The organism is Paenibacillus cookii (assembly GCF_018333375.1).
In the GTDB taxonomy this organism is placed as follows: Bacteria; Bacillota; Bacilli; order Paenibacillales; family Paenibacillaceae; genus Paenibacillus_AQ; species Paenibacillus_AQ cookii.
On the sequence record NZ_BORW01000007.1, the window covers coordinates 109,055 to 129,185 of the forward strand.

Consider the following 20,131-nt stretch of genomic DNA (forward strand, 5'->3'; position numbering starts at 1 on the left):
AGATATAAAATAACATATGATCAGCAAAATGTAAACATAAAAATCTAAAACATTTTATGTTTTACTAAAATTAATTGGCGATATGGCGCTGATTACGTAGATTTCATAGGGAAATCCCACCCGGTTTTTGCTTATTTTTTATATTTATATAAAACAAATGGGAAAAACAAACGTTAGGAACCCGCATCTGCCGTTCGGCCGCCGGACTATCATTAGCCGTTCCGTTCGTTTATAATGATGTGAAATGAATCATTTATTTTTTCCATATCTACCGGAAGAAGGGTTCGATGATATGATTTATATCAAGGATTTAATGAGCGGCATTGATATTTTCAAAGCATTAAGCTCGGAAATCAGAATTCAGATTCTGCAATTGCTCGCCCAAAACCAGGCGCTTAACCTCAATGATTTGGCCGGCAAGCTCAATTTGAGCAACGGGGCCATCACCATGCACGTCAAAAAGCTGGAAGAAAGCGGGCTCATCGAAATCAACACCAGCGTAGGCAAACACGGCATCCAAAAAATTTGTTACCTTAATAAAGACAAACTGATGGTCGACCTGCGCAGCAAGGATTTCGACAATCTGTACGAAGTCGAGATCCAGGTCGGGCACTACAGCAACTACCGGGCGGAGCCGACCTGCGGCCTCGCCACCAAAGACAGCATTATCGGCGACTTCGACGATCCCCGGTATTTTGCGGATCCGCAGCGGATCGACGCGGAGATCATCTGGCTGACCGAAGGCTTTCTCGAATACCGCATTCCCAACTACCTAAAGCCGAACCAGACCTTCCGCGAAATTCAGTTTTCGATGGAACTCGGCTCCGAAGCCCCGGGTTTTTGCGACAACTACCCGTCGGACATTTATTTTTACGTGAACGGCGTTGAAATCGGTTTCTGGACCAGTCCCGGCGACTTCGGCAATGCAAGGGGCACGTTCAACCCGGACTGGTGGCCGCCCCATTTGAACCAATACGGCATGCTGAAGCTGATCCGCATCAACCATGAAGGCAGTTATATCGACGGCTGCCGGATTTCGGACGTGACGCTGGATCAGATCAACCTCGACTACAAAAGCGAGCTGACCTTCCGGATCGCCGTCACGGAGCATGCCGAAAACAAGCGGGGCCTGACCATCTACGGCAAACATTTCGGCAACTACAGCCAGGACTTGCTGGCCCGCGTGCTGTATGACGTAAAACAGGATTAAGCTCAAGCGTTCGCGGAAGACAACGCTAAAGGGGACCGGGCAATATTTTTGCTCCGTGTCCCCTTTTGGGCTTGAATGGCGTGCGGCCGTTCCCGCAGCGGGTGCATCAGCCTTTTACCGCCCCGGCCGTCATGCCGTCGATGAAATACTTTTGGAAAGCGACAAACAGGATAAAGATCGGAATGATCGAAAAAAACGAGCCGACGATCAGCAGGTCGTAGTTGTTGCCGTAAGGCGTCAGCAGCGTTTTCAATCCGATCGGCAGCGTATATTTGTTGTCATCGCTCAGAACCATGAACGGCCACAGGAAATTGTTCCAGCTGTTCATTCCGTTCAAAATGGCCATCGCCGCAAAGGACGGCTTCATCACGGGCAATATCAGGCGGGCGTAAATGCCGTATTCGGTGGCGCCGTCGACCCGTCCCGCCGCGATGATTTCCTTGGGAACGCCGCTGAGGTACTGCCTGAAAAAGAAAATCGTGGCCGCGCTCGCAACGCCCGGCAAAACGATGGCCGAATAGGAATTCATCAGTCCCATGTCGTAAATCAGCCTGTACAGCGGAAGCAGCAAAATTTCAAACGGCACCATCATGATGAGCAGCACGCAGACGAACAACATGTTTTTCCCTTTAAAATCGTACGCCGCGAACCCGTAAGCCACCGTCGCGCTGACGATCAGCGTCAGGGCCACCTGGACGACGGTCAGCAGGAGCGAATTGAAAAACCACTTGAAATAAGCATGATCGCCGGTGAACAGGTAGGCGAAATTGTCCAGGCTCATCGCGGATACGTCGAACCGCAGGTTCAGGCCGTACCGGATCAGGTCCTCCCCGGGTTTAAAGGAAGCGATCGTCACCGCGTAAAACGGAATGAGGATCAGGAGACAGATGACCGCAAACAGCGCGAAAATGGCGATTTTGGCTGCCAGCTCTTTTTTCATGGACTACTCCTCCTTCTTGAACATGCCGGAGAATGCCAGCTGGGCGAGGTTGATGATCATGGTGATGGCCAGCAGCACGACCCCGACGGCCGCCGCATAACCAAGGTTGTTTTTCTCGATGCCCTGGCGGTACAGGTATCCGACGATGGTAAGGCCGATGTTTTTGGGCGAATTGTTGCCGTTCCACAGCATCATGCTTTCGATAAACATGGCGAGTCCCGCGTAGATGCTGATCGTAACGACGTAGATCGTCGTCGGCTTCAGCAAGGGCATCGTGATTCTGGTGAATTTCTGCCAGCTGGAAGCGCCGTCGATCGAAGCCGCCTCATAATAATCGTCCGGAATGCTTTTCAGCCCCGACAAAAAATAGAGGATATTAACCCCGGTCCATCGCCACGTGGCCAGCGCGACCAACGCGATATACCCCGTCGCCTGCCCTTTCAGAAACTTGACCGGGTCCAGGCCGAACCAGCCGAGGATGCTGTTGATCAGGGAGCCTTCCATTTCGCCGAACATCAGGCGGAAAATCGTGCCGGCCACGACCACCGAGGTCAGCGCCGGGAAGAAAAAGGACGATTTGAAAAATTCCCTCCCCCACATCAGCCTGCTGTTGATCAGCACCGCAAAAAGCATCGGGAAAGGAATGAGAATGACAAGCGTCAGCACCATGTAGACCGCGCTGTTGGTTACCGCTTTAAAAAACGTCTTGTCGCCCATCAGCTTCGCATAATTGTCGAAACCGATCCACTGCGCCTCCTGCCCGAGCGTCACCTTCTGAAAGCTCATGCCTACCGAACTCGCAAGCGGGTAAATCCAAAATACGAGAAAAACCAAAACGAACGGCAGAACAAAGACATACGGAGCGACTTTCTGCGAATACAAAAATCTTTTTACCATAGCCTCCGACCCCTTTTGGAGGAAAGCTGCCCAGGTCCCCGGGCAGCTTTCCTGATTTGCCATCACGACGGCTTTATTTCAATTCCTGTTCGATTTGCGCTTGGGCATCGTCAAGCGCCTGCTTGATGTCCTTGCCGTCCTCGAAGATTTCGTTCAGCGTCACCGTGCAAAGCACGTTATTGATCGTCGGGCTTGCCGGCGTCGATTTGATCAGCCGGATTTCGTCCTTGATTTCGTTCAGCACGTCAAACGGGTTGTTGACGAAATATTTGACGAACTTGTTCTCCGGATTGTGCGTGACGTCTTTCATGTTCCAAACGTCCATGTTGACCGGGTCAAACCCGAGCGTGTTCCAAATTTCCTTGTTCGCGTCCAGGCTCAATTTGGCGAATGCGAGAAAATCTTTGGCCAGCTTCACGTCCTTCGCCGTTTTCGTAACGACCGTGCCCGTGCCTCCGCCGCCGACGGAACGAGGCATTCCTTTTTCCATGACCGGAATCGGCGCGATCGCGATTTTCCCAGCCAGATCGGTCATGTAGTTCGTGTATCGCGACATTTGCCAAAGCGGCATGAAGGCCGTTGCGTAATTCCCGGAATTGAATTCCCCGTAAGCTTCCTCGGTGTCCGGCTGGCCGCCGGCAATGGTCGCAATGACGTTGTTGTCCTGCAAATCTTTCAGCAGCTTCAGCGCTTTCACCATCGCCTCCGAATTCACCACCGGATTGCCTTGGTCGTCCGTCAGGTCGGTTCCCTGCTGGGCGAGCAGCTGGGAAACCTGCCAGAGCGCGCTGGTGTCCGCCGTTCCCATATATTTTCCCGTCTTCTCATGCACCTTGATGCCCGCCTGTTTGAAATCTTCCCAGGTGACGATCTTCGTGTAGTCGACTCCGGCTTCCTTCAAAATTTCCGTATTGTAAAATGCAACCGATGCGCCGACGTGGGTCGGAACGCCGTAATTTTTGCCGTCTTTGCTGTACAGGTCGATTCTCGACTTCACGACCGTGTCCCGGTAAGGGTCGATCACGTCGTTCAGCGGCTCCAGCTGCGGGGTGCCTTTCAGGAAGTCCGGGAATTTGCCCAGCTCGATATCCGCGATATCGGGAGCCCCGACGCCGGTTTGCACCGCGATGGACAGCTTGTTGTGCATGTCGTCGTAAGGCATGACCGTCACGTTCAGCTTGATCTGGCGTTCCGGGTTTTCCTTGTTCCATTTTTCAAGCATTTTTTCGAAATGCTGTCCATGAAGCTCCACGAACGTCCAATAGGATAATTCCGTCGCGCTTTGACCGGCGCCGCCATCCAGCACGGAGGTTTTCCCTCCCGAAGCCGACGGCTTGCCGCCGCCGCAGCCCCATAAAATCGTTGTCATCGTAAGCACCAGAAGCGTAATCAGCCATGTTCTCTTCATACTTGACCCTCCTGAATGATTGATAGGCTTTAAGCCTTGTTCAAACTTATAACATTCCGGAATCAGGCCCAAGCAGGCGCAAGGTCCCGCGCTTTCAGCCTCATTCGGAACGAGGTTTGACTTCATCATTTCATTTCATCATGAACCGCTTTCAAATGAACCCTGTTTTAAGGCGCTGGCAGATCGGCGTTTCGCAATCCTTTATTTTACTTTATAGTGAATCATTTTATGTATAACATAATGAATTCGCTTACATGTATAAAATATCATATCGAATTTCGGTTGTAAATAAATAACTGTAAAACTTTTTATTGTTTATTAAAACAAAATGTCGACCCAATTAACAAAAACGTTACATACTCCTGTTACACTTTTTACTTCACCTATATAACTTTATCTTTTTATGAAACGAACCGTCTTAAAATCTATCATTTTTCCTAGAAAGATTGTAATTTATAAAAAAATAGACGGCGCACTATCTTTAGCCGTTATATTAGTTTATAATTATTTAAAATAAAAGAATTAGGGATTAATCCATTACCTACTGAAGAAGGGTTCGATGAAATGATTTATATCAAGGATTTAATGAGCGGCATTGATATTTTCAAAGCGTTAAGCTCGGAAATCAGGATCCAGATCCTCGAGCTGCTGGCCAAAAACCAAGCCCTGAACCTGAATGATCTGGCGGGGAAGTTAAACTTAAGCAACGGGGCTATTACGATGCACGTCAAAAAGCTGGAGGAAAGCGGACTGATCGAAATCAATACGAGCGTCGGCAAACACGGCATCCAGAAAATCTGCTATCTGAACAAGGACAAGCTGATGGTCGATTTGCGCAGCAAAGACGTGGATAATCTGTACGAGGTCGAAATCCAGGTCGGGCATTACAGCAACTATCAGGCGGCCCCGACATGCGGACTCGCAACCAAAGACAGCATCGTCGGAGATTTCGACGATCCCCGGTATTTTGCCGACCCGCAGCGGATCGACGCGGAAATCATTTGGCTGGCCGAGGGTTTCCTGGAGTACCGCATTCCGAACTACCTGAAGCCGAACCAAACCTTCCGGGAAATCCAGTTTTCGATGGAGCTCGGTTCGGAAGCCCCGGGGTTTTGCGACAACTATCCTTCGGACATTTATTTTTACGTCAACGGCATCGAGATCGGCTGTTGGACCAGTCCCGGCGATTTCGGCGATGCCCGCGGCACCTTCAATCCCGACTGGTGGCCGCCGCATCTGAACCAATACGGCATGCTGAAGCTGATCCGCATCAACCAGGACGGCAGCTTTATCGACGGCTGCCGGATATCGGACGTGACGCTGAACCAAATCAACCTCGACTACAAAAGCGAGCTGACCTTCCGGATCGCCGTCACGGAACAGGCCGAAAACAAACGCGGCTTGACCATTTTCGGCAAAAATTTCGGCAACTACAGCCAGGACCTGCTGGCCCGCGTGCTGTATGACGTAAAGCCGGATTAAACCGCGCCGTTTCGGGCGATCGCGCCTATCCATAAGGGACCTCGAACATGCACCTGTTCCGGGTCCCTTTTGCTTTTGGATATGCGCCCTGTCAACGGGCGGGCGGGACTATGCTTCATTGAGCGCCCGCAGCAGCGTATGGCGGTCGCGCAGGCGATGGGCTTCGCGCACGCTATCTGCAAACAGGCCGTCATCTATGCCAAGCTCCTGCAAGCTTGAAGGGCCGCCTGCACGCTGCAGCAGCGAGCGGATATCGGCTTCCCCGGGCACCTCGTCCAGCCATTCCCGCACCTGGGATCCGTGCTTTTTCAGCATCTCCGGCTCCTGTCCCGGATAGACGCCGCGGAAGGCTGCATCGTGGTAAAGGCGCGAAATTTCCGCGCAGGCGACGCCGACCTTCGCGCCATGCAACAGCGCGCGGCTGCCGCGGCGCAAATACTCCATCTCCCAGAAATGGGACAGATGATGTTCCGCGCCGGAGGCCGGATGGGATTGCCCGAACTTCAGCATCGCAATTCCCGATTCGATCAGGGAAGTCATCAAGATCCGGATGCCTTCCTCGGTCCGCTTCCCGATCTCGTCGACGTGCTCCACGCAGGCGCGAAGCGCTTTTTCCGTCATGTCGGCGACTTCCTTGTCGTATGGCTCCTGCGCGGCAAGATGCGAGAACTTCCAATCGAACAACGAAGTGTACTTGCCGAGCATGTCTCCGAAACCCGCGGCAACAAGCTGCTGAGGCGCCTTCGTCAGAACGTCCACATCCGCGAAGATCGCCACGGGCCCGATGGCCGGGAACGTCTTTTTGACGCCGCGGACGATCAAGGGAGCCCCCTTCGACGTAAAGCCGTCCACCGACGGAGCCGTCGGCACCGAAACGAACGGTTTGCCGGTTTTGTAGCAAACATAACGCACGATATCGTGGATCGTCCCTGAACCGACGGCAATCACGGCATCCGTCGTTTCCGGATTCACTTCGATCAGCAGCTGCAAAAGCGAAGTTTCGTCGGCCACGACGTCGCCGGAAGCTCCGGGTTCGATGAGGCACAACCGAACGGTAACCCCGGCTGCCCCAAGCTCCTCTTCCAGCTTCCTGCCTGCGGCTTCGTAAGTGTTCGCGTCGGCCGCCAATATGACGTCCCGGCTTCCTTTGTCCTTAAGATAGAAGGCCGCTTGCTTTAAAGCCCCCTTCTCGAGCACCATCCGATCCAGAACGTATTCTCCCGGAATGTTCATGCTGATCCCCTCCTTTTAAATCTTCTCGCAAAACGAAACGACCGCCGGTTTGAGGAAAACCGTCTGCCCCCATGGCATGGAAGGCAGACGGTCTTTTGCAAGTTTTCCTTGCGGGGTTCCCCCCGGCTACTCGACCGACTTTTTGATGTTCTTGAGCCGCTTCATCACGTCGTTCGCGCCGCGGCCAAAGTAATCATGAAGAAGGTTGTATTCCTGATAGAGGCGCTCGTACACTTCAACGTTTTCCGGAATCGGCTTGAAGGTTTCTTCTTTGACCCTCGCCATTTTTTCGGCTGCGGCGATGACCGTGTCGTAACCTCCGGCTTCTTTGCCGGCCGCAACAGCCGCGAAGATCGCCGCTCCGAGCGCCGGCGTCTGTTTGGAATCCGCAACGAAAATTTCCCGGTTCGTCACGTCCGCGTAAATCTGCATCAGCAGCTTGTTTTTCTGCGGCAGACCGCCGCATGCATACAGCACATCCACGTTGACGCCGCTCGAATGGAAGGCATCGACGATTTTGCGCGTGCCGAAAGCCGTCGCTTCAAGCAGCGTGCGGTAAATTTCCTGCGGCTTGGTCAGCAGCGTCATGCCGAGAATCATGCCCGTCAAATCCGTATCGACGAGCACCGAGCGGTTGCCGTTCCACCAATCCAGCGCAAGGAGTCCGGTTTGGCCCGGCTTATACTGCGCGGCTTCCCTTTCAAGCCAAGCATGAACGCCGATGCCCTCTTTGTCCGCCGCTTCCTTCACGTAAGCCGGCAGCGCTTCTTCCACGTACCATTCAAAAATGTCGCCGACGGCCGATTGGCCGGCTTCATACCCGTACAATCCCGGAATGATGCCGTCTTCCACGACGCCGCACATGCCTTCGACCTGCTTTTCTTCCGTGCCGAGCAGCATATGGCAGATCGAGGTTCCCATCGCCATGACCAGCTTGCCCGGCGTCACGACGCCAACGGCAGGCACGGCCGCATGGGCGTCCACGTTGCCGGCCGCAACGGCGATGCCCGGCTTCAGCCCCATCATGGCCGCCATGTCTTCCGTCAATCCGCCGACGTTGGTTCCGAGCGGAATCACTTCGCCGCGGAGCTTCGTTTCGGTCAAGTTCTCCAGACGCGGATCCAGCGCTTTGAAAAATTCCTTGCTTGGATATCCGTCCTGTTTATGCCAAATCGCTTTGTAACCCGCGGTGCAGCTGTTGCGCACGATTCTGCCGGTCATTTGCGAGATGACCCAATCCGTCGCTTCCAGGAACTGATCCGCCTGATCATAAATCTTCGGAGCTTCGTTCAAAATTTGCCATACTTTGGCGATCATCCATTCCGAAGAAATTTTGCCGCCGTAACGCGCCAGGAACGCTTCGCCGCGCTCGGCGGCGATCCGGTTGATCGCATCCGCTTCCGGCTGGGCCGCATGGTGCTTCCACAGCTTCACCCAGCTGTGCGGATCGTCCTGAAGTTCCGGCTTCAGGCACAGCGGCTCGCCCTTTTCATCGACCGGCAGCATGGTGCAGGCCGTAAAATCGATGCCGATCCCGATGATGTCCGCCGGATCGACGCCGGATTCGCGGACGACGGCCGGCACCGAACGGCGCAGCACTTCGATGTAATCGGCGGGATGCTGCAGCGCCCAGTCATGCTCCAGCTTTTTCCCCGACCCCGGCAGCCTTTCGTCGATGACGTGATGCGGGTAAGGCGTGACATGGTCCGCGACTTCGCGCCCATTGGACAGGTCGACCAATACGGCACGGCCGGATTGGGTTCCGTAGTCCACCCCGATCGTATACTTTTTGCTCATTTGAGTCCCCTCCAGCTCGATAACGAGTTATCATGAGAAATTTCTATATCCGAAAATAACTTTCCCATCCAGCGCTGCCTAGCTCGAAACCGATCAACTTGACAATATCTTACACGGAAGCGGCTGGAATGCCTATTGCAAAATCATAAAATGATGGCAGTAAACGTTGCTTGCTTTTCGATTATTTTTGGCCGTAATAAGCATTGGCTCCATGTTTGCGCAGAAAATGCCGGTCGAGCAGCGTTTGGTCCATCGGCTTGCTGTCCGGATTCAACTGGAGCTGCCGCGCCGTGATTTTGGCGACTTCCTCCAGCACCACCGCATTATGGACCGCATTCAGGGCATCTTTTCCCCATACGAACGGCGCATGCGCATGCACCAGGATGCCGGGCACCTGCATCGGATCCAAGCCAAGCTCCTGAAACCGCTCTACGATGACGTTCCCGGTTTCCAGCTCGTAAGCGCCTTCGATCTCCACCTTCGTCATCGGGCGCGTCACGGGAATTTCGCCGTAAAAATAATCGGCATGGGTCGTTCCCGACGCCGGCAGCGGCCGTCCCGCCTGGGCCCAGCTGGTTCCCCACGGCGAATGGGTATGTACAACCCCGCCGATCTCAGGGAATGAACGGTATAACACCATGTGCGTCGGCGTATCGGATGAAGGCCGCAAGTCGCCTTCGACGACCCGTCCCTCCAGATCGACGACCACGAGGTCTTCCGCTTTCAAATCCTCGTAAGGAACGCCGCTCGGCTTAATGACGAACAGTCCTTTTTCCCGGTCGATTCCGCTTACGTTCCCCCATGTAAAAGTGACAAGGCCGTGTTTCGGCAAAGCCAAATTCGCTTCCAGCACCTGTTGTTTTAATGCTTCCAGCATGTCGGACACATCCTTTCTTATCGATGGTTGTACGTACAAGCGAAGGCGGGGAGAGCCCGCACTTAAGCAGACCTGTCCCTCTTCGCGTCAATTTCTTTTCGCTACGGAATCCCGCACGATGAGTTCGGGTTCGTAAATCGTATCCCGTGCCGTTTTTCCTTGTTCGATCATCGCGATCAGCTGGCTCGCCGCCGCCTGCCCCATCTCCGTCTTCGGATGCGTCAGCGTCGTCAGCTTCGTTCCCGAAGCGGTGGCCAAGCTGGAATCGTCGAAGCCGATGATGGACACGTCTTCCGGCACCTGCAGCCCGCTTTCGGCAACCGCCTCCATCAGCAGCACCGCCAGCTCGTCGTTATAACACACGAATGCCGTCGGACGGTTTTCCCCTTCCCCAAGCATTTGCAAAGCCTGGCGGTAAGGCAGGCTGTTTTTCTCCTCTGTCGTGTAGGTGACGACCCTTTTCGGGGAAGCGCTCATTCCAGCGGCTTTATGCGCCGCCAAAAAACCCTTCAGGCGGTTTACGCCCTGCAGGTCGTCCCGCTTGAAGAAACCGGCGATCTGGGTATGCCCCATCTCGAGCAAATACTGGACCGCCTTGTAGCCCCCGGCCTCGTCGTCCACCTTCAAGCAGGCGCATTCCAGCTCCCGGTATTTTTCGTTGATCATCAGGTAAGGGATTCCCTTTTCCTGAAGCTCCAGGAAATAGGCCAGGTTCGGATTGCCTTCGGCGCTTTTCGTCGGTTCGATGATCAATCCGCTGAGCGGCTGGCTGGTCATCAGCTGCAGGCTTTCCATTTCCTTTTCCTTGGTGTTGTCCGTGCTGGACAACAGCAGCCGGTACCCTTGGCTGCGGAGCTCCGCTTCGGCACCCCGGACGATATGCGGAAAGATGTAATCCGATATATACGTCGTAATAATGCCGATCGTTTTCGCCTGTTCGGCTTCGCGGCGCTGCGGATGGCGGGCAAAAGTGCCTTTGCCTTGAATCCGCTCCAGCCACCCTTCTTTCTCCAGCTCGCCGAAGGTTTGGCGGACCGTCTGGCGGCTCATGCCGAACTGCTCCGCGATCTCGTTCTCCGAAGGGACCTGCTGTCCACGCTGCAACTTGCCCGATTCGAACCAGGACAACAGCTCTTTCTTTAATTGAATATACTTGGGAATCCGTCTATTATTCATCATTCACCTCAGCGAAACAATTCGAGTATAGAGCCTGCCGTGCCCGGCGCCAGGTTCGGTGCAGCCGGGCAGGCTCTTCCATATATAGTTATTGTATCATAGGCTGGGCGAATAGAGACAAACTGCCCTTTTTATCTTAAGCGATATGCCGCTTCGCTCCACAGTAGCTCGTTCTTGAAGCGCTGAACCGACGTGTTTTTGTCGATGACGACGGCTTCGATGCCGGCCATTTCCGCAAAGTCCGTCAGGTTCTCCGCCGTAATCGCGTACGAGAGCACGGTATGATGCGCACCTCCCGCCAAAATCCACGCCTCGGCGGATTCGCGCAGGGAAGGCTGCGGCTTCCAGAGCACGCGGGCAACCGGCAATTTCGGCATCGCCTTCTCGACTTTCACGCCGTCCACGACATTCACGAGCAGGCGGAAACGGTGGCCGAGGTCCACAAGGGACGCATTGACCGCTTGGCCGTCGCGGCCGTCGAATACGAGACGGGCAGGATCTTCCTTGCCGCCGATGCCGAGCGGATGCACTTCCAGGGACGGACGCGTAGCCGCGATGGTCGGGCATACCTCCAGCATGTGGGCGCCGAGGATCATATGGTTGCCCGGTTCGAAATGGTAGGTGTAATCCTCCATGAACGACGTGTCCTTATTGTTCGCGAGCACTTTCAAAACGCGCGTCAGCGCGGCGGTTTTCCAGTCGCCTTCGCCGCCGAAGCCGTATCCGGCTTCCATCAAACGCTGCACGGCAAGGCCCGGAAGCTGCTTCAATCCGTGAAGGTCTTCGAACGTCGTCGTGAAGGCGCCGAAGCCGCCCTCCTCGAGGAAACGTTTCATCGCGATTTCAATGCGCGCCTGGTACGCGATCGCATCCCGAACCGGTCCGTCGCTGAGTCCGGCCTGGGTAATCGTATACTGCTCCGCATATTCGTTCAGGAGCGCTTTCACTTCGCTGTCGCTGACTTCGTTCAGGACCTGCACCAGGTCGCCTACGCCGTAGCCGTTGACCGACCAGCCGAATTTGATCTGCGCTTCGACCTTGTCGCCTTCGGTTACGGCCACTTCGCGCATGTTGTCTCCGAAACGGGCCACTTTCAGGCGGCGGCTTTCGGCAAATGCGGCTGCGGTGCGCATCCAGCCGGCGATGGAATCCCGTACTTCAGGATCTTCCCAATGTCCGACGACGATTTTGCGGGCGATGCCGAGACGGGCTCCGATATGGCCGTATTCTCTGTCGCCGTGGGCGGACTGGTTCAGGTTCATGAAGTCCATGTCCATCGTTTCCCACGGAATATCGCGGTTAAATTGCGTATGCAGATGAAGCAGCGGCTTCTGCAGCTGCGAAAGGCCGGCGATCCACATTTTGGCCGGGGAGAAGGTATGCATCCACGTAATGATTCCCGCGCAGCTTTCATCGCTGTTCGCTTGGATGATCAAGTTGTAGATTTCATCCGGCGTGGTCACGATCGGCTTAAAGACGACCGGATACGTAAACGAAGCGTCCTGATCCAGTTCTTTCGCGATAATTTGCGAGTGCGAAGCTACTTCTTCCAATGTTTCGGGTCCGTATAAATGCTGGCTGCCTGTCACAAACCAAAATGAGTGCGGTTTCAAATTCATTTTGTTAGCCCTCCTAAATTGATGCTTATGGGTTCATTCACTTGTACATACCAATATGATCAAATTTTGCGAATTATTCATACTTGTACGTACATGTATCTATGGCTTTATCATATGCCTGCCGCCCCAAAAAAGCAAGCAAAACATTTTTTAGCTTTGCGGTCGGAGCGCTGACCGTTATCATGGGAATAACAACCGTTTCCAGGAGGCAAGGCCATGAGCGAACCGTTTGTCCCGTTTTCAGCTTCCCATCTGCTTATGCTTCTTACGCTTGTCGTTTTCTCTATTCTGCTTTACGCCTTCCGGTTTCCCTTGCGCACGCGGCCAAAGCTCAAACGTTTTCTCCGTTATGCCTTAGCCGCGCTGCTGGCCGTATCCCAAGCCGTCCTTGATGCATGGAATATCGCCGAGGGCGCCTGGAGCGCAGCGTATACGCTGCCTCTGGAGTTATGCAGCATCACTTTGCTTCTATCCGTCGTCATGCTGCTGACCCGCAGCCGGGTGCTGTACGGCATCCTCTTTTTTACCGGGATCGGGGGCGCGCTGCAGGCGCTGGTCACGCCCAATCTGGCCTTCGGCTATCCGCATATCCGCTTTTTCCAGTTTCTTGTCGCCCATATGCTGATCATTTTGGCTTCGCTGTACATGACCTGGATCGAAATCTACAGGCCGACCTGGAGATCGGTGGGGCTGGCGATGATTTTCCTGAACGCCGCCGCCGTGGTCGTCGGGACGCTGGATTACCTTCTCGGCGCCAACTACATGTTTTTGATGCATAAGCCTTCCACGCCGTCCCTGCTCGATTATCTCGGTCCCCATCCTTTCTATCTGCTGGTTGAAGAAGGCATCGCCCTGCTTATTTTCGTTCTGATGCATCTGGTCTGCTTTGTTCTCCCGGAAAAGAGGGCCAAAATGGGAAAATCCCGCGGCCAATCGGCCATGTAAAATATCCAACCTTAACGCAGGGCTTGGTGTTGCCGCCTTTTCGGCCGCTTTTGCATCGATCCTAGTAGAATACATATATGCTGTACGCAAAAAAGCGGTCGATCAATGCCTGAACCCTGCGGCGCAACGCCTCCCGCCTTCATTGTGGAATCGCCCGCCGGGAATTATAATGGTCTGAAAAGCTTGTCCGCAACGTGCAAAAAACGCGAAAAGGAGCTTTGCCGCCATGACACGACCTAAAGTGGTACAAAACATAACCGAACTTATCGGCCAAACCCCGGCCGTCCGCCTGCACCGTCTCGCGGGCGCCCAGGAAGCCGAAGTGTACGTCAAACTCGAGTATTTCAATCCGAGCCGAAGCGTCAAAGACCGGGCGGCCTTCAACTTGATCGCCCAAGCCGAAAAAGACGGGCTGCTGAAGCCCGGCTCCACGATCATCGAGCCGACGAGCGGCAATACGGGCATCGGACTGGCGATGAACGCCGCCGCCAAAGGATATCGCGCCATTCTGGTCATGCCCGACAACATGACGAAGGAGCGGATCAACATTTTGAAGGCTTACGGCGCGGAGGTCGTGTTGACTCCGGCCGCCGAACGCATGCCGGGCGCGATCCGCAAAGCGGTTGAGCTGAGCCGGGAAATCCCGGACAGCTTCATCCCCCAGCAATTCGAAAACAAAGCCAACCCCGACATTCACCGCCGGACGACGGCGCTGGAAATCCTCGAGCAGATGGAGGGGCGCCTGGATGCCTTTGTGGCGACGGCAGGGACCGGCGGAACGATTACCGGCACCGGCGAGGCATTAAGGGAGAGCATCCCGGGAATCCATGTGTACGTCGCCGAGCCCCAAGGCTCGCCCGTGCTGTCCGGCGGACAGCCGGGCCCGCATAAGCTGGTAGGGACGAGCCCCGGCTTCATTCCGCCCATCCTGAATACGGACGTATACGACGAAATCTTCCAGGTGAGCGACGAGGATGCGATCGGAACGGCCCGCCGGCTCGCCAAGGAAGAAGGAATACTGGTCGGACCGTCCTCCGGCGCCGCCGTCTGGACCGCCCTGCAAGCGGCTAAGCGGCTTGGTCCGGGCAAACGGGTGCTGTGCATCGCCCCGGATACCGGGGAGCGTTACCTCAGCATGGGGATTTTTTAGGCTCACCTGTGATCGCAAGAAAAGGCAGAACTGGAGGACCAGGGCCCCCTTCCGAATGAGAGAGCAAAATTTTGGCATTCCCCTTGCCAACCAGCCAGCCGGGCGACATCGCCGGCATCGCCGCTTTCCTTGCATCGGAAGACAGCCGCTGGATCACCGGCCAGCTCATCGACGCCAGCGGCGGATCGCATCTCTAAGCGCCGGCCTGCATGGATCGCGCTTTTTAACGCCGCATATAAAAAATCCAGCACGTCAAAGTGCTGGATTCTTTCTTTTTATGGAATATATTGCTGAACGATTTTAACCACTTTGCCGTCCCGGATCGTCAGGTGGTACGGGAAGCTTTTCATGTCGATCAGCTTGTCGTTGTTCATGATGGCCAAATATTTATCCAGCGATACCGGTTCATTCCACTGGATGTCCATCCCTTCGTACGTTCCGTCGTGATCGTACAACTGCATCAGCACCTGGGCATCCGGCGCAATGTCATACGTCTTCAGCGTCGGATCGTCGTTGACGATGTAATAACCGTCAGGCGCGCCGCCCAATTCTTCGGCCGCTTCTTTTTCCCGTTCCATGAACTTCTGGTCGGCCGCGGCGCCTTCATACCATTCGATCGGATCGGCCTGGACGACGATATGCCCGTTCTCCTGTTTTATCGAAGAAATCAAAGCTGTCACTGTGTCCTCGCTCGGAGGAACCGGCGTATATTCCTTGTCCGTTCCGACTGCACTGGCCGATGTCGTCATGCTTAGCAGAACCGCGATCATGAGGGTAGCAAACAGCGTGATTTTTTTCATTGAAAATATCTCCTTTAATGGACATGTATTGATTTCCATATTATCCATTACCCTGCCGAGTTATTTTCAAACGGAATTTTGCGTAAAAACTCCGGAATAGCTCCGTTCGGGCGTGGTCTTCTTATAGTTTCACTATAAAACATCCCCCGCGCCAAATCGTCACAATAAGGTTACAACCACGTCAAATTGTTGTCATGATCGAGTGCGCTTTCATCAGGTTCTGGCTTTGGCTTTGCCGCGCTGCAAAACCGACTTGAGTTCGTCCAGCTTGTGGATTTCATACGTCGGAACGATGCCGGTCGGGTTCGGCAGGCGGTCCGGATTATACCAGCACGTATCGATGCCGATGTTGTTTCCGCCTTGGATATCGGAGGTTAAGGAATCGCCGACCATCAGCATTTTTTCTTTTTCGTTGCTGCCGATTTGGGTAAAAGCATGCTCGAAGATCCCCGGCTGCGGTTTTTGGAAGCCCGTATCCTCGGAAACGATCACCGCTTCGAAAAAGTCTTTAAGCGCCGAACGGTTAAGCCGCCCGAACTGCACCTGCTTGATGCCGTTGGTGACGGCGGCGATGCGGTAGCCGTTGTCCTTCAAATATTGCAGCAGCTCAAGCGCCCCCTCAAACACGTACGAATGCTCCGAAAGGGATTGGATGTAGCGGTCGCTGACGATTTGCGCATCCTCCTCCAGCTTTTGCTCCTGGCAAAACCGGCGGAAACGCTCCACCTTCAAATCGGTCGAATTGATGAACCCCTGCTCAAGTTCCTTCCACAGCCCTTTGTTGATCCGGTTATAGCAATCGATGATGCCGGCATCCTCCGGATCGAGATTCAGGCTCGAAATGACGTAAGCCAAGGCGCGCGCCTCGGACATTTTAAAATCAAACAACGTTTCATCCAGATCGAATAAAATCCATTCGTAAGACAAATTGCAGGCCTTCCTTCTATGTAAAATCGGCTTCTTGCAGCCTTTATCCTAACTAGTTTAAGGGAAAAAACGCATTTTATCCACCTTCGCCGGGACTTCTTCCGGGCACGCAGGTTTCCGTCAACAAAAAAAAGCACGCGGCCCGCCGGACGGATCTCCGAAAGACAAGCCATGTGCTTCTGGTTATTGGACGAGCGTTACACCTTTCTTTTGAACACGGCGATGACATCCCTGGAATGTCCTTGGCCCGCGCTGGTGTCGAAGCAGGAGGTCAGCTCCCAGCCTTCCATGCCGCATTCGTTCAGCAGTTGTTCGAATTCCTCTTCGTCCACCTTTCCTCCCAAAAAGCCGCCGGTTTGGTACTTGACCGTTTTGTACTCCCATTTTTCCATCGTCTAACGCATCCCTTCGAATATTGATTATATTCAACCCCGATGACCGCGTCGCCCATGGACGGAGCAGCGGCGGTACCAGGAATCCAGCAATCCGTTGACAGCTTAGAACGTTTCCTTCAAATAAAACGGTTTGCACTTGCTTTCAAAATAACTTTCAAGCCCGGAGCTGCCGTTCAGCTCGATAAACTGCACCGGAGGATACTGCACTTGAACCGATTCGGCGACTTTCCCGGCCTCGGCAATGATTTGATCGCCTTTGCCGATGTAGCTGACCGCAATAAGCGTCCGCGGCGCGCGGTCCGTGCGCGGGTTAAACACCTGGGCGTTGTAGGCGCAGATGACGTTTTTTAATCCTTCAAAAACTTTGCTCAACTCGTTCAGCAGCTCCGTCGGCGGTTCCGCAGGGGGACCGATCATCGTTTGGGTGTTTTTTTCCACGACGTAAGCTTCTTGGGCGTTAAACACGGAGCCGTTCAGGATCGCTTCGATTTCCTGCGCGGTAAACTCTTTGCCGAACTCGGAGCCCGGATTAAGCAGAAGGTCGGCTCCCTTCGTCAAATTAAAAAAATGCACCGCATTAATGGCCAAATATTGCACGGGCTCTTGAATGAAGGCCTGCATGCGGGTCAATGAAGAAAATATCGGGATGTATCGTTTCCCGTTCATTTCAACGCTTAACAGCTGGACGGATTGCCCTGCTGTCAGCTCGGTTGTTTCCTGAACAGGGTTTGTCCCGCCTTGAATCGCGTAAATTTCGGAATTCCGGAGTTCGTAATAAAAATCAGGTCTGGCGGAAGGCTCGTTGACCGCTTTGATCAACTTCTCCTCCAGCGTGTTCGTTGCCTCAAAAGACATGGTTGATGCTCCCTTCAGGAAAGTATCGGATAAGGCCCAATATAAGTAGTGTACCTTTCTTTGGCTGTGAACTAAAGCCCTAATTCCTTCGAATGGCGTTTAGGGAATGATTTCTTGGAGAGCTTCTCCCAACGTTTTGTACTTGAAGTCGTACCCCGCCTGCATTAATCGCTCCGGGACGACCCAGCGGCTTTTTAAAACCAATTCGGTTTCGGTTTGAATGATCCTCGCCCCGATTTCGAGCATCCAGGCCGGGGCCGGCAGCCCGAAAGGCATGTTCATCGCCCGGCGCAGCTCCCGCATCAGCTCCTTGTTCGTGATCGGATTCGGGGCCGAAACGTTAAAAACGCCGCTAAGCTCCGGATGCTCCTTCAAGAACAAAATGACGCCCAAAACATCGTGAAGATGAATCCAGCTGAAACGTTGATGGCCGGGCCCCTGAATGCCGCCGAGGCCGAAACGGACGAGATTGCGGTAGGGAACCATCACCCCGCCGCCGCGCCCCAACACGATGGCGATCCGCAAGGCCGCCTGACGGGTACGGGGAAGCTTAAAAGAGAAAAAAGACCTCTCCCATGCCTTGGCGACATCCACCGAAAATCCGGAGCCGATCTCGCCTGCTTCCTCGGTCATCGGACGGTCTTCGGCATGCCGGTAAATGGTGGCGGTGCTCGAATTGATCCATAGCTCCGGCGGCTGCTCGCAGGCCAAAACGGCCTCCCCGAGGATCGTCGTCATCTCGGTGCGGGAGTTCCAAATTTCGGCTTTGTTTTTGTCATGATAACGGCAGTTGACCGATTTGCCCGCCAAATTGACGAGCAGGTCCGCAGACTCCAGCGCCTCGCGGATTCCTTCCCGGTCCTGCCAGGAGATATGGCCAGCCCGTCTGGAGATAATGCACACCTCCCATCCGCGCCGTTTGAATTCTTGTTCGAGGTACGTCCCGATAAAACCGGTTCCGCCGGCGATCACGATTTTTTGTTTCATCGCTGCTCTCTCCTTTTCCGTCAAGTAGGACGATGGCGCTTCCTATGGCGATGGTAGAAAAAAATGCCGGCTGCGGCTAGCAGCGCAATGACGAGAATGCTTAACCAGGCCTCTCCCGGCCTGCCTGCCGGTCCGGCATAGGGTCCCCGATATTCAGCCATGACGTAGGCTTCGGTGCCCGTTTTTACGGCAATCTGCTTTTGGGGGCTGATCCCTAGTATTTCATGGTACGTCGTCCCCTTCGGGTAAACGTTCGAAAAGTTGCCGCCGTATGTGCCTTCGCGGTCGGAGTAGCGAGTCACCTTCCCCAGCTTTTTCCCGATGCGATCCGAATCTACCTGCTCCGCCCGGTCATGCCTTAAAATGTTCCTTGATCTCATCCTGCGGGTCCCATTTGGACCAGGCGGCTTCCAGCAAATGGCCTTCCGGGTCCCGGAAATAAAAATATTTGGCTTCGCCTTGGCCGAGCGTACGGAGCTCTTCCACCTGAACGCCCGCGTTTTTCAACTTGTCGTAGGTATGCTCGATGTTTTCGCAATTCAGGGCCATGATCGGAAAAGGCTTGCCGTTTCTTCGGATTTCCAGCGGCTGCTTGTCCCGGGTTTCGATCAGCAGCAGGGCAATCGAGTTCACGTGCGGATGATGCAGGACGGCCAAGTCAGAGCCGCGGTCTTCGAATTTTTCCATCAGCTTGAAGTCCAGATGCTGCGTATACCACGCAATCGAATCGTCGAGGCGGGTCGTCGGCACGTACACGTAACCGATCCGCAGGAAAGAAAACGTCATGAAAAAACCTCCCTGAAGATTATTTTTCGTCGTTTTGCGATGCTCACGTTTCGTTCAGCTTCAGCGCTTTAAAATTTTTGATCAGATAGTGCATGCCCGAAGCAAGCGTCATCCACACGGCAAGCAGCATCAACGCCTGGTCCACCCGAACGGAGGTAAACCATTGGAACGGGACATTTTCAAGCATGACGGCCACGATGGCGACGACCTGCGCCACCATTTTCCATTTGCCGAACTTGTCGGCGGCCAAAGCGATGCCTTGCGCGGAAGCGATCATCCGGAGGCCCGTGATCACGAATTCGCGTCCGATCATCAACACCGCTGCCCAAGACGCAATCATGCCGGACTGCACCATCATGATCAGCGCAACGGAAATGAGCAGCTTGTCCGCCAGGGGATCAAGCAGTTTTCCCAAGTTGGTGATCTGGTTGTATTTTCTGGCGACATAACCGTCCAGTTTGTCCGTTCCGGAGGCCAGCACAAAAATGGCTACGGCAATGTACGATCCGTAATCGTCCAAAAAACGGAATACCGCCACATCCGCCAGAAGGCCACTCGGCAAAAAAGAGCATAAACAGCGGGATGAGCGCGATCCGTGCCAAAGTGATCCGGTTAGCCATATTCAAAGCAACGTCCCTCCTTTCATT

At 54.2% G+C, this 20,131-nt stretch carries 20 protein-coding genes and 1 pseudogene; 5 read left to right on the plus strand and 16 right to left on the minus strand.

Annotated features, from left to right (window positions below):
• The first annotated feature begins 292 nt into the window (after positions 1–292).
• Positions 293–1,210 (plus strand): ArsR/SmtB family transcription factor, encoded by a 918-nt coding sequence (locus KI367_RS09360; RefSeq protein ID WP_081992209.1) that lies wholly within the window; start codon positions 293–295, stop codon positions 1,208–1,210.
• Positions 1,211–1,316: 106 nt separating this feature from the next.
• Here the strand turns inward: KI367_RS09360 and KI367_RS09365 are convergent, their stop codons facing one another.
• The 3 genes from KI367_RS09365 to KI367_RS09375 form a co-directional block, all read right to left on the minus strand.
• Positions 1,317–2,150 (minus strand): carbohydrate ABC transporter permease, encoded by an 834-nt coding sequence (locus KI367_RS09365; protein WP_212949166.1) that lies wholly within the window; start codon positions 2,148–2,150, stop codon positions 1,317–1,319.
• A 3-nt stretch (positions 2,151–2,153) separates the two neighbouring features.
• Complete coding sequence (locus KI367_RS09370; protein ID WP_036708409.1) at positions 2,154–3,047, minus strand: carbohydrate ABC transporter permease; 894 nt, start codon at positions 3,045–3,047, stop codon at positions 2,154–2,156.
• A gap of 73 nt (positions 3,048–3,120) precedes the next feature.
• Entirely contained in the window at positions 3,121–4,455 is a 1,335-nt protein-coding gene (locus KI367_RS09375) for an ABC transporter substrate-binding protein (protein WP_212949168.1), read from the minus strand.
• 564 nt (positions 4,456–5,019) lie between these two features.
• Between KI367_RS09375 and KI367_RS09380 the strand changes: the two genes are divergently transcribed.
• Positions 5,020–5,937 (plus strand): ArsR/SmtB family transcription factor, encoded by a 918-nt coding sequence (locus KI367_RS09380; protein ID WP_036708405.1) that lies wholly within the window; start codon positions 5,020–5,022, stop codon positions 5,935–5,937.
• Between the two features lie 108 nt (positions 5,938–6,045).
• Here KI367_RS09380 and KI367_RS09385 read toward each other — a convergent pair whose 3' ends face one another.
• From KI367_RS09385 to araA, 5 genes are all read right to left on the minus strand, one after another.
• Complete coding sequence (locus KI367_RS09385) at positions 6,046–7,170, minus strand: sn-glycerol-1-phosphate dehydrogenase (RefSeq protein ID WP_212949170.1); 1,125 nt, start codon at positions 7,168–7,170, stop codon at positions 6,046–6,048.
• Between the two features lie 126 nt (positions 7,171–7,296).
• A complete protein-coding gene (locus tag KI367_RS09390) occupies positions 7,297–8,967 on the minus strand; it encodes a ribulokinase (RefSeq protein ID WP_036708401.1) in 1,671 nt (556 codons plus the stop codon).
• Between the two features lie 181 nt (positions 8,968–9,148).
• Complete coding sequence (gene araD / locus KI367_RS09395) at positions 9,149–9,844, minus strand: L-ribulose-5-phosphate 4-epimerase (RefSeq protein WP_212949172.1); 696 nt, start codon at positions 9,842–9,844, stop codon at positions 9,149–9,151.
• Between the two features lie 87 nt (positions 9,845–9,931).
• The gene (locus tag KI367_RS09400; RefSeq protein WP_212949174.1) at positions 9,932–11,020 is read right to left on the minus strand and encodes a GntR family transcriptional regulator; all 1,089 of its coding nucleotides are present in this window, start codon (positions 11,018–11,020) and stop codon (positions 9,932–9,934) included.
• Between the two features lie 131 nt (positions 11,021–11,151).
• On the minus strand, positions 11,152–12,639 hold the full coding sequence (araA, locus tag KI367_RS09405; protein WP_212949176.1) for an L-arabinose isomerase: 1,488 nt from the start codon (positions 12,637–12,639) through the stop codon (positions 11,152–11,154).
• A 216-nt stretch (positions 12,640–12,855) separates the two neighbouring features.
• On the opposite strand from araA, the gene KI367_RS09410 reads away from it, so the two are divergent.
• The 3 genes and pseudogenes from KI367_RS09410 to KI367_RS09420 all read left to right on the plus strand — a co-directional run.
• The gene (locus tag KI367_RS09410; RefSeq protein WP_212949177.1) at positions 12,856–13,584 is read left to right on the plus strand and encodes a YwaF family protein; all 729 of its coding nucleotides are present in this window, start codon (positions 12,856–12,858) and stop codon (positions 13,582–13,584) included.
• A 226-nt stretch (positions 13,585–13,810) separates the two neighbouring features.
• Positions 13,811–14,734: a cysteine synthase A gene (gene cysK, locus KI367_RS09415; protein ID WP_212949179.1), complete on the plus strand. Its 924-nt coding sequence runs from the start codon at positions 13,811–13,813 to the stop codon at positions 14,732–14,734.
• 95 nt (positions 14,735–14,829) lie between these two features.
• A pseudogene (locus tag KI367_RS09420) lies at positions 14,830–14,931 on the plus strand (short-chain dehydrogenase); the annotation flags it as partial.
• A 78-nt stretch (positions 14,932–15,009) separates the two neighbouring features.
• On the opposite strand, the gene KI367_RS09425 reads toward KI367_RS09420, so the two are convergent.
• From KI367_RS09425 to pgsA, 8 genes are all read right to left on the minus strand, one after another.
• On the minus strand, positions 15,010–15,534 hold the full coding sequence (locus KI367_RS09425) for a hypothetical protein (protein WP_212949180.1): 525 nt from the start codon (positions 15,532–15,534) through the stop codon (positions 15,010–15,012).
• Between the two features lie 213 nt (positions 15,535–15,747).
• Positions 15,748–16,461, minus strand: coding sequence for a YjjG family noncanonical pyrimidine nucleotidase (locus tag KI367_RS09430; protein ID WP_036708389.1), 714 nt, complete (start codon positions 16,459–16,461; stop codon positions 15,748–15,750).
• A 197-nt stretch (positions 16,462–16,658) separates the two neighbouring features.
• On the minus strand, positions 16,659–16,853 hold the full coding sequence (locus KI367_RS09435; protein ID WP_036708384.1) for a DUF4177 domain-containing protein: 195 nt from the start codon (positions 16,851–16,853) through the stop codon (positions 16,659–16,661).
• 105 nt (positions 16,854–16,958) lie between these two features.
• Entirely contained in the window at positions 16,959–17,711 is a 753-nt protein-coding gene (locus KI367_RS09440) for an enhanced serine sensitivity protein SseB C-terminal domain-containing protein (RefSeq protein WP_036708379.1), read from the minus strand.
• A 99-nt stretch (positions 17,712–17,810) separates the two neighbouring features.
• Positions 17,811–18,698, minus strand: a complete 888-nt coding sequence (locus KI367_RS09445) for a TIGR01777 family oxidoreductase (RefSeq protein WP_212949182.1) — start codon at positions 18,696–18,698, stop codon at positions 17,811–17,813.
• A gap of 20 nt (positions 18,699–18,718) precedes the next feature.
• A complete protein-coding gene (locus tag KI367_RS09450) occupies positions 18,719–19,078 on the minus strand; it encodes a hypothetical protein (protein WP_212949184.1) in 360 nt (119 codons plus the stop codon).
• Positions 19,050–19,484, minus strand: coding sequence for a VOC family protein (locus tag KI367_RS09455; protein WP_036708370.1), 435 nt, complete (start codon positions 19,482–19,484; stop codon positions 19,050–19,052). The genes KI367_RS09450 and KI367_RS09455 overlap by 29 nt, the downstream gene beginning before the upstream one ends.
• Before the next feature lie 43 nt (positions 19,485–19,527).
• Complete coding sequence (gene pgsA, locus KI367_RS09460) at positions 19,528–20,022, minus strand: CDP-diacylglycerol--glycerol-3-phosphate 3-phosphatidyltransferase (RefSeq protein ID WP_246536806.1); 495 nt, start codon at positions 20,020–20,022, stop codon at positions 19,528–19,530.
• Positions 20,023–20,131: the final 109 nt, after the last annotated feature.

Excerpts from the sequence above, each read along its gene's own strand:
- KI367_RS09360 (WP_081992209.1), top strand. The coding sequence starts at position 293 with ATGATTTATATCAAGGATTTAATGAGCGGCATTGATATTTTCAAAGCA.
- KI367_RS09365 (WP_212949166.1), bottom strand. The coding sequence starts at position 2,150 with ATGAAAAAAGAGCTGGCAGCCAAAATCGCCATTTTCGCGCTGTTTGCG.
- KI367_RS09370 (WP_036708409.1), bottom strand. The coding sequence starts at position 3,047 with ATGGTAAAAAGATTTTTGTATTCGCAGAAAGTCGCTCCGTATGTCTTT.
- KI367_RS09375 (WP_212949168.1), bottom strand. The coding sequence starts at position 4,455 with ATGAAGAGAACATGGCTGATTACGCTTCTGGTGCTTACGATGACAACG.
- KI367_RS09380 (WP_036708405.1), top strand. The coding sequence starts at position 5,020 with ATGATTTATATCAAGGATTTAATGAGCGGCATTGATATTTTCAAAGCG.
- KI367_RS09385 (WP_212949170.1), bottom strand. The coding sequence starts at position 7,170 with ATGAACATTCCGGGAGAATACGTTCTGGATCGGATGGTGCTCGAGAAG.
- KI367_RS09390 (WP_036708401.1), bottom strand. The coding sequence starts at position 8,967 with ATGAGCAAAAAGTATACGATCGGGGTGGACTACGGAACCCAATCCGGC.
- araD (WP_212949172.1), bottom strand. The coding sequence starts at position 9,844 with ATGCTGGAAGCATTAAAACAACAGGTGCTGGAAGCGAATTTGGCTTTG.
- KI367_RS09400 (WP_212949174.1), bottom strand. The coding sequence starts at position 11,020 with ATGAATAATAGACGGATTCCCAAGTATATTCAATTAAAGAAAGAGCTG.
- araA (WP_212949176.1), bottom strand. The coding sequence starts at position 12,639 with ATGAATTTGAAACCGCACTCATTTTGGTTTGTGACAGGCAGCCAGCAT.
- KI367_RS09410 (WP_212949177.1), top strand. The coding sequence starts at position 12,856 with ATGAGCGAACCGTTTGTCCCGTTTTCAGCTTCCCATCTGCTTATGCTT.
- cysK (WP_212949179.1), top strand. The coding sequence starts at position 13,811 with ATGACACGACCTAAAGTGGTACAAAACATAACCGAACTTATCGGCCAA.
- KI367_RS09425 (WP_212949180.1), bottom strand. The coding sequence starts at position 15,534 with ATGAAAAAAATCACGCTGTTTGCTACCCTCATGATCGCGGTTCTGCTA.
- KI367_RS09435 (WP_036708384.1), bottom strand. The coding sequence starts at position 16,853 with ATGGAAAAATGGGAGTACAAAACGGTCAAGTACCAAACCGGCGGCTTT.
- KI367_RS09440 (WP_036708379.1), bottom strand. The coding sequence starts at position 17,711 with ATGTCTTTTGAGGCAACGAACACGCTGGAGGAGAAGTTGATCAAAGCG.
- KI367_RS09445 (WP_212949182.1), bottom strand. The coding sequence starts at position 18,698 with ATGAAACAAAAAATCGTGATCGCCGGCGGAACCGGTTTTATCGGGACG.
- KI367_RS09450 (WP_212949184.1), bottom strand. The coding sequence starts at position 19,078 with ATGAGATCAAGGAACATTTTAAGGCATGACCGGGCGGAGCAGGTAGAT.
- KI367_RS09455 (WP_036708370.1), bottom strand. The coding sequence starts at position 19,484 with ATGACGTTTTCTTTCCTGCGGATCGGTTACGTGTACGTGCCGACGACC.